The 12,941-nt window shown below is 72.3% G+C and carries 13 protein-coding genes; 11 read left to right on the top strand and 2 right to left on the bottom strand.

What is annotated here, in order from left to right; translation table 11 throughout:
- From ACIP5M_RS27950 to ACIP5M_RS27915, 8 genes are all read left to right on the top strand, one after another.
- On the top strand, nucleotides 1–645 hold the full coding sequence (locus ACIP5M_RS27950; protein ID WP_401202052.1) for a nicotinamide riboside transporter PnuC: 645 nt from the start codon (nucleotides 1–3) through the stop codon (nucleotides 643–645).
- A complete protein-coding gene (locus ACIP5M_RS27945; protein ID WP_401201854.1) occupies nucleotides 642–1,949 on the top strand; it encodes a bifunctional 3,4-dihydroxy-2-butanone-4-phosphate synthase/GTP cyclohydrolase II in 1,308 nt (435 codons plus the stop codon). Before ACIP5M_RS27950 ends, ACIP5M_RS27945 begins: the two co-directional genes overlap by 4 nt.
- A 56-nt stretch (nucleotides 1,950–2,005) precedes the next feature.
- Nucleotides 2,006–2,491, top strand: a complete 486-nt coding sequence (gene ribH, locus ACIP5M_RS27940) for a 6,7-dimethyl-8-ribityllumazine synthase (protein ID WP_401201853.1) — start codon at nucleotides 2,006–2,008, stop codon at nucleotides 2,489–2,491.
- 58 nt (nucleotides 2,492–2,549) lie between these two features.
- Entirely contained in the window at nucleotides 2,550–2,831 is a 282-nt protein-coding gene (locus tag ACIP5M_RS27935; RefSeq protein ID WP_401201851.1) for a phosphoribosyl-ATP diphosphatase, read from the top strand.
- A gap of 57 nt (nucleotides 2,832–2,888) precedes the next feature.
- The gene (gene hisG, locus ACIP5M_RS27930) at nucleotides 2,889–3,737 is read left to right on the top strand and encodes an ATP phosphoribosyltransferase (RefSeq protein WP_401201850.1); all 849 of its coding nucleotides are present in this window, start codon (nucleotides 2,889–2,891) and stop codon (nucleotides 3,735–3,737) included.
- Between the two features lie 38 nt (nucleotides 3,738–3,775).
- Nucleotides 3,776–4,240, top strand: a complete 465-nt coding sequence (locus tag ACIP5M_RS27925) for a PH domain-containing protein (protein WP_401201848.1) — start codon at nucleotides 3,776–3,778, stop codon at nucleotides 4,238–4,240.
- A gap of 212 nt (nucleotides 4,241–4,452) precedes the next feature.
- On the top strand, nucleotides 4,453–5,916 hold the full coding sequence (locus ACIP5M_RS27920; protein WP_401201847.1) for a hemolysin family protein: 1,464 nt from the start codon (nucleotides 4,453–4,455) through the stop codon (nucleotides 5,914–5,916).
- Complete coding sequence (locus tag ACIP5M_RS27915; protein WP_401201845.1) at nucleotides 5,913–6,941, top strand: hemolysin family protein; 1,029 nt, start codon at nucleotides 5,913–5,915, stop codon at nucleotides 6,939–6,941. The genes ACIP5M_RS27920 and ACIP5M_RS27915 overlap by 4 nt, the downstream gene beginning before the upstream one ends.
- A gap of 579 nt (nucleotides 6,942–7,520) precedes the next feature.
- On the opposite strand, the gene ACIP5M_RS27910 is transcribed toward ACIP5M_RS27915, so the two are convergent.
- Both ACIP5M_RS27910 and ACIP5M_RS27905 read right to left on the bottom strand, forming a co-directional pair.
- On the bottom strand, nucleotides 7,521–9,446 hold the full coding sequence (locus ACIP5M_RS27910) for an AAA family ATPase (RefSeq protein WP_401201844.1): 1,926 nt from the start codon (nucleotides 9,444–9,446) through the stop codon (nucleotides 7,521–7,523).
- A gap of 390 nt (nucleotides 9,447–9,836) precedes the next feature.
- Nucleotides 9,837–10,478, bottom strand: a complete 642-nt coding sequence (locus tag ACIP5M_RS27905; RefSeq protein WP_401201842.1) for a uridine kinase — start codon at nucleotides 10,476–10,478, stop codon at nucleotides 9,837–9,839.
- A gap of 190 nt (nucleotides 10,479–10,668) precedes the next feature.
- Between ACIP5M_RS27905 and ACIP5M_RS27900 the strand changes: the two genes are divergently transcribed.
- The 3 genes from ACIP5M_RS27900 (at nucleotide 10,669) to ACIP5M_RS27890 (ending at nucleotide 12,845) form a co-directional block, all read left to right on the top strand.
- On the top strand, nucleotides 10,669–12,030 hold the full coding sequence (locus ACIP5M_RS27900) for a peptidase C39 family protein (RefSeq protein WP_401201841.1): 1,362 nt from the start codon (nucleotides 10,669–10,671) through the stop codon (nucleotides 12,028–12,030).
- 85 nt (nucleotides 12,031–12,115) lie between these two features.
- Nucleotides 12,116–12,556, top strand: coding sequence for an SPW repeat protein (locus ACIP5M_RS27895; RefSeq protein WP_401201839.1), 441 nt, complete (start codon nucleotides 12,116–12,118; stop codon nucleotides 12,554–12,556).
- Nucleotides 12,557–12,692: 136 nt separating this feature from the next.
- Nucleotides 12,693–12,845, top strand: coding sequence for an SCO1431 family membrane protein (locus ACIP5M_RS27890; RefSeq protein ID WP_401201837.1), 153 nt, complete (start codon nucleotides 12,693–12,695; stop codon nucleotides 12,843–12,845).
- Nucleotides 12,846–12,941 lie beyond the last annotated feature (96 nt).

The raw sequence follows: 12,941 nt of genomic DNA, 5'->3' as shown, positions 1-12,941 counted from the left end.
CTGAACTCGCTGAACTCCGAAGCCTTCACCGCCTTCGGCCAGCACATCAAGTGGTCCGACATGATCGGCAACACGATCGGTCTGATCGCCCTCGCCCTCGGCTGGCGGCGTTCCATATGGACCTGGCCCGCCCAGTTCCTCTCCGGCGTCATCCTCTTCGTGGCCTTCGCCGCCGGCCACCTGTCCGGCAGCGCCGGCAAGCAGGTCGTCGTCATGCTCGTCGCCGCCTGGGGCTGGGCCCAGTGGAACCGCGGCCGGAAGCAGGCCCAGGACGGCGGCCTCGCGGTCCGCTTCGCCACCTGGCGCGAACGCGGCGTCCTGGTGGGAGCCGCAGCCCTCGGCACCGTCGCGGTCGCCCTGCTGTTCACCGCCTACCCCGCGCTGTCCTGGGACCCCTGGCCCGACGCCTACATCTTCGTCGGCACCGTCGTCGCCATGTACGCCCAGTCGCGCGGCATGGTCGAGTTCTGGTTCGCCTGGCTCCTGGTCGACCTGGTCGGCGTCCCCCTCAACTTCGCCAACGGCTACGCGTTCTCCGGCTTCGTCTACGTCATCTACGGCGCGCTCGTCCTGTGGGGCATGCGCGACTGGTGGCTCCGCTCGCGCACCGCCCCCGCCCCGGCCCTGGAAGGAGCAACGGCATGACCTCCCTCAAGCCCGTGCCCGACATCCTCGACGCTTCCGAAGAGACCTTCCGTCTCGACCCCGTCGAGCAGGCCATCCGCGACATCGCCGCGGGCCGGCCCATCGTCGTCGTCGACGACGAGGACCGCGAGAACGAGGGCGACCTCGTCATCGCCGCCGAGAAGGCCACCCCCGAGATCATCGCCTTCATGATGAGCGAGTGCCGCGGCCTGATCTGCGCCCCCATGGAGGGCTCGGAGCTGGACCGGCTCGAACTGCCCCAGATGGTCCAGAACAACACCGAGTCGATGCAGACCGCCTTCACCGTCTCCGTCGACGCGAGCGCGGCCCACGGCGTCAGCACCGGCATCTCCGCCGCCGACCGCGCCACCACCCTGCGGCTGCTCGCGAGCGGGGCCAGCGAGCCCGCCGACTTCGTCCGCCCCGGCCACATCTTCCCGCTGCGCGCCAGGCCCGGCGGCGTCCTGGTCCGCAACGGCCACACCGAGGCCGCCGTCGACCTCGCCCGCCTCGCGGGCCTGCGCCCGGCGGGCGCCATCGTGGAGATCGCCGGCGAGGACGGCGTCATGCTGCGCCTGCCCGAGCTGATCCCCTTCGCCCGCAAGCACGGCCTGACGATCATCTCCATCGAGGACCTGATCGCCTACCGCCGCTCCGCCGAGCCCACCGTGCGCCGCGAGGCCGAGGTCAGCCTGCCGACCGCCTTCGGCGAGTTCACTGCGTACGGCTACCGCTCCACCGTCGACGGGGTCGAGCACATCGCCCTCGTCCACGGCGAGATCGGCCGCGGCGACGCCGGCGAGGACGTCCTGGTCCGCATGCACTCCGAGTGCCTGACCGGCGACATCTTCGCGTCCCAGCGCTGCGACTGCGGCCCCCAGCTGCACGCCTCCATGGAACGGATCAAGGCCGCCGGCCGCGGCGTCGTCGTCTACCTGCGCGGCCACGAGGGCCGCGGCATCGGACTGCTGTCCAAGCTGCGCGCCTACGAGCTCCAGGAGCTCGGCCGCGACACCCTCGACGCCAACCTGGAACTGGGCCTGCCCGCCGACGCCCGCGACTACGGGGCCGGCGCGCAGATCCTCGCCGACCTCGGCGTCCGCAGCGTCCGGCTGATGACCAACAACCCCGACAAGGCCGCCGCCCTCGTACGGCACGGGATCGAGGTTTCCGGCCGGGAGCCGATGCCCGTGGAGGCGGGCGAGCACAATCTGCGGTACCTGCGCACCAAGCGGGACCGGATGGGCCACGACCTGCCCTGGCTGGAGGCTGCCGTGACCACGTCCGCCTGCGGCAACCAGTAACCACGTACACCCCACATCCCACACGTCACACCACACCACCACCGAGGAGCAGAGCTGTGAGCGGCAAGGGCGCACCCGTACTGAGCGTGAAGAACTGCGGCGACCTCCGGGTCGCCGTGATCGCGGCCCAGTGGCACGAGAAGGTCATGGACGGACTGGTCGACGGCGCCCTGCGGGCCCTGCACGAGCTGGGCATCGACGAGCCGACCGTGCTGCGCGTCCCCGGCAGCTTCGAACTCCCGGTCGTGGCCAAGGTGCTCGCCGGTCGTGGTTACGATGCGATCGTCGCCCTCGGCGTCGTCATCCGCGGCGGCACCCCGCACTTCGACTACGTCTGCCAGGGCGTCACCCAGGGCCTGGTGCAGGTGTCGATCGACACCGGAGTCCCCGTCGGCTTCGGCGTGCTGACCTGCGACAACGACGAGCAGGCGCTGGACCGCGCCGGACTCGAGGGGTCGAACGAGGACAAGGGGCACGAAGCGGTCACCGCCGCCGTTTCCACCGCCATGACCCTGCGTACGGTCAGCGAACCCTGGCGGTAGTCCACGGAGTGAACCCTGGCGCCGCGGGCGCCGGGTGAACCCGTACTCTATGGACATCATGGCGAACAGATCCCCCAAGAGCTTCGAAGAGCTCTTCTCGGAGCTCCAGCTCAAGGCCGCGAACGGCGACCCCACCACCTCCCGTACCGCCGAGCTCGTCGGCAAGGGCGTCCATGCCATCGGCAAGAAGGTCGTCGAGGAGGCCGCCGAGGTCTGGATGGCCGCCGAGTACGAGGGCAAGGAAGCCGCCGCCGAGGAGATCTCCCAGCTGCTCTACCACGTCCAGGTGATGATGGTGGCGCGCGGGATCTCCCTCGACGAGGTCTACAAGCACCTCTGAGCCCGGTCCGAACACCCCACTTCCGCAATCACGCATCTACGCACCAAAGGAAGACCCATGCTGCGCATCGCCGTCCCCAACAAGGGTTCACTCTCCGGACCGGCGTCGGCGATGCTCCATGAGGCCGGCTACCGCCAGCGCAAGGAGTCCAAGGAGCTCGTGGTCGTCGACCCCGAGAACGAGGTGGAGTTCTTCTACCTCCGCCCCAAGGACATCGCGATCTACGTCTCCTCGGGCAAGCTCGACATCGGCATCACCGGCCGTGACCTGCTGCTCGACTCCGGGGCCTCCGCCGAGGAGATCCTGCCGCTGAACTTCGGCCGCTCCACCTTCCGCTACGCCACCAAGCCCGGCACCGCGAAGGGCCCCCAGGACTTCCACGGCATGACGATCGCGACCTCGTACGAGGGAATCGTCGCCAAGCACCTCGCCGACCTGGGCATCGACGCCTCCGTCGTCCACCTCGACGGCGCCGTGGAGACCGCGATCCAGCTGGGCGTCGCCCAGATCATCGCGGACGTCGTCGAGACCGGCACCAGCCTGCGCAACGCGGGCCTCGAGGTCATCGGCGAGCCGATCCTCACCTCCGAGGCCGTCGTGATCCGCGGCAACGGCACCGACGCCGACGACCCGCAGGCCCAGCAGTTCCTGCGCCGCCTGCAGGGCGTCCTGGTCGCCCGCAGCTACGTGATGATGGACTACGACTGCCGCGCCGAGCACCTGGAGCGCGCGGTCGCCCTCACCCCGGGCCTCGAGTCGCCGACCGTCTCCCCGCTGCACAACGAGGGCTGGGTCGCCGTCCGGGCGATGGTCCCCGCCAAGGAAGCCCAGCGGATCATGGACGACCTGTACGAGCTCGGCGCGCGCGCGATCCTCACCACCTCGATCCACGCCTGCCGTCTCTGACCCGCCGCACGACCACCCCAGAAGGCATCCGAACCACCATGGCCGAGTCCGCCGCCCAGCCCGTACCGCCCGCCCTGCCGGTCACCTTCCGGCCGACCCGCACCAGGGCCGTCCTGCTGAGCGTCGGGCTCGCCATGTTCGCCACCATCACGGCGATCGCCTTCCTCCTGGAGAACCTCAGCCCGGGGGAGCGGATCAGCTTCGTCTTCACCGCCGTGCTGCTGACCTCCGTCCTCGTCCTGCTCAGCCGCCCCAAGGTGACCGCGGACGAGGCCGGGGTCACCGTCGTGAACCTGACCACCACCCGCCGCCTGGAATGGGCGCAGATCCTGCGCGTCAACCTCCGCCCCGGCGACCCGTGGGTGTTCCTCGACCTCAGCGACGGCACCAGCCTGCCCGTCCTCGGCATCCAGCCCGGTATCGCCAAGGAACGTGCGATCGGCGACGCCCGCGCCCTGCGCGCCCTCGCCGAATCCCGCGGAACCGGCGAAAACGACCACTGAGGCCCCCGGCCCACCGACCCTCGCCGCCGCCTACCGTTGCGGCCGCGATCTCAATGACTACCCTGGTGGCGGGGCGCGTTCCGTGCGCGCCCTCCCACCGGCCCCGGGAACCCCGGGTGCCAAGGGAACCTGCGACTTGAGGAGTGACTCCCTCCAGCAATGGACGGATCGTCCGGTAATACCCGCGCCGCCCTCCCCACGGAGGCGGCGGCATGACCATCCCGCTACTCCTGCTCGGGGCGGCCTTCGTCCTGATCCTCGCCAACGGATTCTTCGTGGCAGCCGAATTCGGGCTGGTCACCGTGGAGAAGCCCGAGGCGGAGCGCGCCGCAGCCGAGGGTGACCGCCGTGCCCGCACGGTCGTCAAGGCCCTGCGGGAGCTGTCCTTCCAGCTCTCCGGCACCCAGCTCGGCATCACCATCACCTCCCTCGTGGTCGGCATGCTCGCCGAGCCCGCCCTCGCCGCACTGCTGGCCGGGCCGCTCACCGCGACCGGCCTCCCCGAGGGAGCCGCCTCCGGCGTCGCCGTCGTCATCGGCATGCTGCTCGCCTCCGCCGTCCAGATGGTCGTCGGCGAGCTCGTCCCGAAGAACTGGGCGGTCTCCCGGCCCCTCCAGGTGGCCCGCTTCGTCGCCGGCCCGCAGAGCGCCTTCTCCCGTGCCTTCCGGCCGGTCATCGCCGGCCTCAACGCCGTCGCCAACCGGCTCGTACGGGCGCTCGGCGTCGAGCCGACCGAGGAAATGGCCTCCGCCCGCACCCCCGGCGAACTGGTCTCCCTGGTCCGCCATTCGGCCCAGGCCGGCGCCCTCGAACAGGACACCGCCGACCTGTTCGTACGGACCCTCTCGCTCGGCGAGCTCACGGCCCAGCACGTCATGACCCCCCGGGTGAAGGTCAGCGCCCTCATGCACACGGCCACCGCCGCCGACGTGCTCAACCTGACCCGCGCCACCGGCCTGTCCCGCTTCCCGGTGTACCGCGACCGCATCGACGAGATCACCGGCGTGGTCCACCTCAAGGACGCCCTCGCCGTGCCCGAGTCGGAACGCGGCCGCACGGTCGTCGCCCGGATCTGCGTCGCCCCGCTGCTGGTGCCCGGCTCGCTGCCGGTGCAGCCGCTGCTAGAGCGGCTGCGCAGCGAACAGCCGATGGCCGTCGTCGTCGACGAGTACGGCGGCACCGCCGGGGTGGTCACCCTGGAGGACATCGTCGAGGAGCTCGTCGGCGAGGTCCGCGACGAGCACGACCTCGCCGAGGACGCGAGCCCCGAGCTGGCCGCCGTCCCCGCCGAGGACGGCCGCCCCTCCTGGGAGGCCGACGGCAGCTGCCGGGTGCACACCCTGCGCCGGATAGGCCTGGAGGTGCCCGAGGGGCCGTACGAGACCGTCGCCGGTCTCGTCGCCGACCTCCTCGGCCGGATCCCCGCCCCCGGGGACCGCGCCGAACTCCCCGGCTGGAAGCTGTCCGTCCGCCAGGTCGGACGCAACCGCGCCGAACGGGTCCGGCTGGTCCGGCTGACCTCGGTCCCCACGGCCACCGGTGCGTACGGGCCCGTTCCCGAGCCCGCACGGCCCTCCGACGCCGGGCAGCCGGCGGCCAACGCGGCCCGGCGCGGCCCCGGCCGCCCCGGCGATCCGGCCCCGCAGCCGGCCGAGCTGGAGGGCGCGTCCCGATGAACGCGCTCCAACTCCTCTTCGCCCTGCTGCTGGTCCTCGCCAACGGCTTCTTCGTCGGCGCCGAGTTCGCCCTCGTCTCCGTACGGCGCAGCCAGATCGAGCCCCTCGCGGCCGGCTCCAAGCGGGCCCGGCAGGTGCTCCACGGCCTGGAGAACCTGCCCCGCATGATGGCCGCCGCGCAGTTCGGCATCACCGTGTGCTCGCTCACCCTCGGCGCGGTCGCCGAACCCACCGTGGCCCGGCTGCTGGAACCCGTCTTCCACGCGCTCCACGTCCCCCAGGGGCTGATCCACCCACTGGGCTACGCCGTCGCCCTGTCGGCGGTGGTCTTCCTCCACCTGGTCATCGGCGAGATGGTCCCCAAGAACCTCGCCATGGCCGCCCCCGAGAAGACCGCCCTGTGGTTCAGCCCCGGCCTGGTGGCCTTCGCCCGCCTGTGCGGGCCGGTCACCACCGCGCTGGGCGCCTGCGCGAAGCTCGTCCTGCGGCTCTTCAAGGTCGAGCCGAAGGACGAGGTCGAGGCCGTCTACACCAGCGCCCAGCTCGGCCGGCTGCTCCAGGACTCCCGGCGGGCCGGACTCCTGGAGCCGGTCGAACAGGAGCGCCTCGAGGACGCCCTGGAACTGGGCAGCCGCCCGGTCACCGACGTGCTCCTGGCACGGGATCGCATCGTCACCGTCGGTCCTTCCGTCACCCCGCGCCAGATCGAACAGCTGACGGTGCGGACCGGCTACTCCCGTTTCCCCGTCCGGGCGGACAGCGGTGCCTTCATGGGCTACCTGCACGTCAAGGACGTCCTGGACCTGGAGGAACGGGAGCGGGCCGTCCCCCAGCGGGTCTGGCGCCGGATGACGACCCTCTCGGCCACCCTCCCGCTGGACGACGCCCTCACCGTCATGCGGCGGGACGCCACCCACCTGGCGCAGGTCGCCGACCCCGCCGGCCGGGTCCTGGGTCTGGTCGCCCTGGAGGACGTCCTGGAAATGCTGGTCGGCGAGGTCCGCGACCCGGCCCACCGCGCGTAGCCGCCGGGTGCGGGGCCCCACCCGGGGCTCCGCCCCGCACCCCGCTCCTCAATCGCCGGAGGGGCTGGATGTGGCTCGGCTTAACGGGTCGGTGCGGGCACAAGACCGGGGCTCCGCCCCGGACCCCGCGCCTCAAACGCCGGCGAGGCTGGATTTCCCCGCCCTGAGCGCTTGGGTGCGGCTTCACGATCGGGGGTCCGTCACCTCACCAACTACGGCGGGCACTTTCAACCTCACCGGCAGCGCAGGGCCCACCCAGCCTCGCCGGCGTTTGAGGCGCGGGGGTCCGGGGGCGGAGCCCCCGGGAGCGGGGGCCGGGGTCGCAAGCCCCGGTTTCGGGAAGGGGCGGGGTGGGGGAGGCCCGCGCAGCGGCCAAGCGGGACCGCTCCGGCCCAGCGGCACCGGCTGGAGCCGCAGAGCCGGCGGCAGGGCACCGGGCCGGAACAGCCACTGCCGACGGCACAGGCACGGGCACCGGCAAGAGCCCAGCGGCAGGGCACCGGCCCGGAACAGCCACTGCCGACGGCACGTCACGGGCACGGGCACCGGCAAGAGCCCAGCGGCAGGCCACCGGCCCGGCTACAGCGGCGGCGGCGCGGCGTCCGGGCGTTCCTGGGGGCCGCGGCCCGACAGGACTTCCCCGTAGGCCTGCATCAGGTCCGGCAGCCGCAGGGTGGCGAGATCGTCCCGCGACGGCTCGCCCGCGAACCCCGACAACCGCAGGTCCCGGTACGCGCAGCTCTTCTCGTACAGCGTCCTCAGGAACCGCCCGTTGCCCAGTTCGTCGATCCACCCCTGCTCCACCACGTGCCCGCTGATGCTCCGCAGTTCCTCCAGCGCCTCCTCGTCCCACCGGTCCCCGTTCGCATCCGCCAGCACCCCGCCGATCGCCGTCAGCTCCGGCGGCCGGTAGCTGGGGAAGTCCACCCGCGTCGTGAACCGGGAGGACAGCCCCGGATTGGCCGCGAGCAGCCGGTCCATCCCGGCCGGGTACCCGGCCAGGATCACCACCAGGTGGTCCCGGTTGTCCTCGGCCCGTTTCAGCAGGACCTGGAGCGCCTCGTCCCCGTACGCGTCACCCTTGCTGTAGCCCGAGTTCGACAGCGAGTACGCCTCGTCCACGAACAGCACCCCGCCGATCGCCGAATCGATCAGCTCGTTCGCCTTGACCGCGGTCTGGCCCAGGAACTCGCCCACGAGATCCGCTCGCTGCGCCTCCACGAGATGGTCCCCGCCCAGCAGCCCCAGCGCGTAGAAGACCCGCCCCAGGATCCGTGCCACCGTCGTCTTCCCCGTCCCCGACGGCCCCGAGAAGACGAAGTGGCGTTTCGGCGGCTGCACCGGCAGTCCCTGACCCGCCCTCAGCCGTGCCATGTGCAGCTGCGCGGACAGCGCCTTCACCTGCCGTTTGACGGGTTCCAGGCCCACCATCCGCTCCAGCTCCGCCAACGCCTCGGCGAGCGCCTCGGGATCGGCCGGCCCGGGCGGCAGCCCCGTGGGCGCGCCCTGCGCAGGGACGGACACCTTGTGCCGTACGCCCTCCACCCGGCCCGGCGGAGGCGGCGGAACGGTCAGCGGGTCGGGCTCGGCCTGCCCGTCCGCCGCGACGTCCTGCACGGGCCCGCCGCCCAGCGCCACCGCCGCGAAGTTCCCGCCGGCCGGGGACGGGCCGTGCCCGCCGTACGTCCCGTAACCGGAGAAGCCCGCCAGACCCGCCAGGTCGGCCATGCCGTCGGTGTCGTCGCCGTCCTCGATCGCCGTCAGCCGGGCCGCCGTGTCCATGAACGAGGGATCCACCCGGTGCACCGCCCGGTACAGCGGCAGCGCCGCCGCACTGCGCCCCGTACCCTCGTGCGCCCGCGCCAGCCAGTACCGCAGCTCCTTGCGCTGCGGCTGCTCACTGCGGCAGCGCATCAGCGCCGCCGACAAGAGCGGCTCCGCCTGCCCGTACATCTCCAGCCGGACCCGGGCCATCCCGCCGAACAGCCCCGCCTCGATCCCCAGCAGCGGATCGTCCACCAGCGGCTCGGTGTGCCGGACCAACTGCTCCCAGTCCTTGACCAGGTAGGCCCGGCAGGCGTGCAGGAACCGCACCTGCTGGTCGGTGTCGACCGGCGGGAGCGCGGCCAGCGCCTGGTCGAGCTCGGGCACGTGCCGGCCGTCCAGCCAGTGCGAGGCGTGCGCCAGCAGCAGGTCCCGCCGGCTCTCCAGCACCGGCTGCACCCACCAGCCCAGCCAGTACCAGGAGTTCAGCGTCCGACGGTGCCGGGCCCGCTGCTCGCCGAAGCGGTCCCGGTGCGCGTACATGCGCAATAACGCGTTGGTGGTGTCGACCCGGAGCGCGTGCAGGCCCAGCCAGGCGTCGGCCATCGCGGGATCGAGTCGTACGGCCGCCCGGAACTCCTCCTCGGCCTGCGGGTAGGCGCCCATGGTGCAGGCGTCGACTCCGCGGAGCCAGGCGAGCTCGGCCGGGGCGTGTGCGTTGCCCGGCGTGCCGAAATCCATCACGTCCCCCACAAGCCTGCCCCGTGGTGCGCCGCAATCCCCGCTTCGAGCGCGCGAGTTGCCCGGTGCCCCCGACTGGCGTCGCTGAAATCAGGGCTGCATCGTACCTGCGGTTACGCACCTTACGTAGGGTGCAGCGGGCCGGGTTCGGGCGTGCGCCCCGGGCGCACGCGGTGACGCAGGGTGAAGGAGCGGCGTGGATCGGCCTCGTGGAACGGGGGTGCGGAAGGGGTCCGCGGGCAGAACGAAGCCCCCGATCACGGGGGAACAATCGGGGGCTTCGTGTCCGCGGCAGCCGGTAAAGGCCGCGCATTGAGAACGTAAGGCCGCTGCGGGCCCCAGGTCAAGCGGGTCGGTGGAGGCCCGGCGGAGACGGAAATCGGCGGCCGCTCAGGCCCGGGGGAGTTCGTGACCCTCGGTGACGGAAGCGGGGGTTCCCGCGGTCGCACCCGCCCCGGAAGACCACTCGTATCCCGTACCGCTCTGGCGCACCAGGGTGTCGGCGAAGGGGCGCGAAGGGTCGTCCGAGAAGTGCGCGCGCTCCGCGCGCTCCCATCCGTCCCAGAAATCGGAAAGTTCACGCCCGTCCCGCTCGCGCCCGCGCCCCCAGGACTGCTCGCGCGGCGTCTCCATCCACAGCAGCCGCGCCAGATGCGGGCGCAGCGCCCGCCGGCCGGCCCCGACCCCCTCGACGAGCAGCACCGGCGCCGGCTCCAGCACCCGCACGGGCCCGAAGCGGCGCTCCACCCAGTCGTACGGGGCCCAGTGCGCGGGCCGCCCCGCGGCCAGCGGCTCCAGCACCTGTGCGCGCAGCCGCCGCTCCCAGCCGAAGAGTTCCTCGTGGGTGGCCACGTCGTCCAGGTGGAGGACCGGGGCGCCCCCCAGCGCTTCCGCGAGCCGCCCGGCGAAGGTGCTCTTCCCGGATCCGGCGTGCCCGTCGATCCCGACGAGGCGCACGGGCCCGAGGGAGGGCGGCAGCGCGGCGAGCTCCCGCGCGAGTGACTCGAGTGACCGGTGCGACTGTGGTTCCACGGGCCCCAGCCTAGGGCGTCTCTTTCGCATCCTGCCGGGCCCGCAAGATCCGAAAGAGACGACCTGGACACGACCTGCGCCCGGACCGGTCGTCATCCCCGACACGGGCACCCGGCTTCGGGGTGCGACCGCCGGGAACTGGAAGGGTGAGTCCACGGAAGCACCGACCCACCCCTGGGGGAAGCCCGCGATGACCGCATCCACACCGCGCAGGGCCGTACTCGTCGCCGCACTCGCGGCCGCCACCGCGGCGACCGCCGCCACCGTCTCCGGGGGCAGCGCCTCCGCGGTCGCCCCGCCCGCTCCCCGGGGCGCCGGCCGGACCGTCGACAACCGCTTCTGGTTCTCCCACGACCACTGGCGCTCGGGCACCCACCGGGGCACCACGGCGGTCGGCGGCGCCCGCCCGGGCCTGGAGATCGAGAGCGCCGCGGGCCGCACCGAGTACGCCGACCCGCACACCGGGGAGAAGAGCACCTGGGAGTACGCCACCTGGACCTCCCCCGTGCACCGCTCCACCGTGCCCGCCACCGAGGCCGTCGCCTCGTGGAACGCCTGGACGCCCGCCGGCACCTGGATCCAGACCGAACTGCGCGCCACCTACGGCGACGGCACCACCACCCCCTGGTACGTCATGGGCCGCTGGGCCTCGGGTGACGGCGACATCCGCCGCACCTCCGTGGACGGCCAGACCGACGGCCGGTCCACCGTATGGACCGACACCCTGGCCGTCGACGCCCCCGGGACCGGCCTTCGCCTCCACGACTGGCAGCTGCGCCTGACCCTCCACCGCAAGCCCGGCACCGGACGCGGCCCCACCGTGTGGCTGGCCGGCGCCATGGCCTCCGGCGTCCCCGACCGGTTCACGGTGCCCGCCTCCCTGCCCTCCGGCCGGGGCCACGAGCTGGAGGTCCCGCGGTACTCGCAGGAGGTCCACGTCGGCCGCTATCCCGAGTACGACAACGGCGGCGAGGCCTGGTGCAGCCCCACCTCCTCCCAGATGATCATCGAGTTCTGGGGCCGCAAGGCCGGCGCCGCGGCTCTGGCCTGGGTGGACCCGGAGTACTCCGACCCGCAGGTGTGCCACGCCGCCCGCTCCACCTACGACGCCGCCTACAAGGGCTGCGGCAACTGGCCCTTCAACGCCGCCTACGCCGCCACCTACCCCGGGCTCGCCGGAGTCGTCACCCGTCTCACCTCCCTCACCGACCTGGAGCTCCTGATCCGGGCCGGCATCCCGGCCATCACCTCGCAGTCCTTCCGGCCCGACGAGCTCACGGGAGCGGGCTACGGCACCGCCGGCCACCTGATGACCGTCATCGGCTTCACGCCCGCCGGGGACGTCATCGCCAACGACCCGAATTCCCCCGACAACGCCTCCGTCCGCCGGGTCTACCGGCGGCGCGAGTTCGAAAACGTCTGGCTGCGCACCAAACGCCACAACGCGGCCGGCAAGGTCGTCTCGGGCACGGGGGGCGTCTGCTACCTCTACGCCCCGGCCGCCCCGGACGCGGCGCAGATCGCGGCGCTGGCGGCGGTCGGCGTGCTCTGAAAAAAGCTCGACTGGTCCGGACGGCTTAACCGGCAGATTATGGGCATAAAGGGCATATAAGGCTTCTCACAGGAGGCAGCCCACCATGACCACTCATCCCAGCAGCATCGAGCACCACCCGGACCTTGCCGAGATGCGGACTCGGTTCGAGCGGGTGACCAGCACCCCTGCCGCACAAATGGTTGAAGCGCTGGCCCTGATCACGGGCCTGTACCTGGCGGCCTCGCCGTGGATCGCCGGGTTCAGCGTTCTGACCCCGCTGGCCATCAACAACCTGATCGCCGGTCTGGCGTTCTGTCTGTGCATGGGCGGTCTCGGTTCCGCCTACGAGCGAACCCATGCGATGGCCTGGACGGCGGTCGCCCTCGGCGCATGGACCATCATCGCCCCGTGGGCCATCGCCGGAGAGATGGACACGACCCGCACGGTGGTGAGCAACGTGATCACCGGCGCGGTCGCCCTGTGCCTCGGCCTCGCCATGGCGGCGATGGCCGGCCCCGGCCGCAAGCGGGAGACCCGCGTCTGAGGACCACACCGAAAACGGCCGCCCGGCCCCGGCCGCTCCCCGAACGACGGGAGCGGCCGGGGCCGGCGGCGTGACGCACGCCACCAGTGACCGCCATCTCTACCGCAAAAGCCGCGAGCGAGGCACATTGGACGGCATGACAGCCCACACCGCCGCCCTGACCGCCCGTACCCGGAACCTCGTCCGCACCGGGGGTCCCAAGGATCACTCCTCATGGCTGGAGCACCTCCTCGGCTGGACCCTCGTGGTCGTCGTCGCCATGTTCGTCACCCAGGTCGGCTGGCTCTAGGGGCAACCGCCGCTCACCGGGACACCTTGAGGTCCGCCGCCGCCCCCGGCAGGCGCCACCCCTCCACCAGCCGGCCGTATACAGCGCGGAGCCGCC

The sequence above is a fragment of the Streptomyces sp. NPDC088762 genome, from assembly GCF_044750905.1.
Taxonomy (GTDB): domain Bacteria; phylum Actinomycetota; class Actinomycetes; order Streptomycetales; family Streptomycetaceae; genus Streptomyces.
This window is presented reverse-complemented; position numbering and strand designations above follow the sequence as displayed.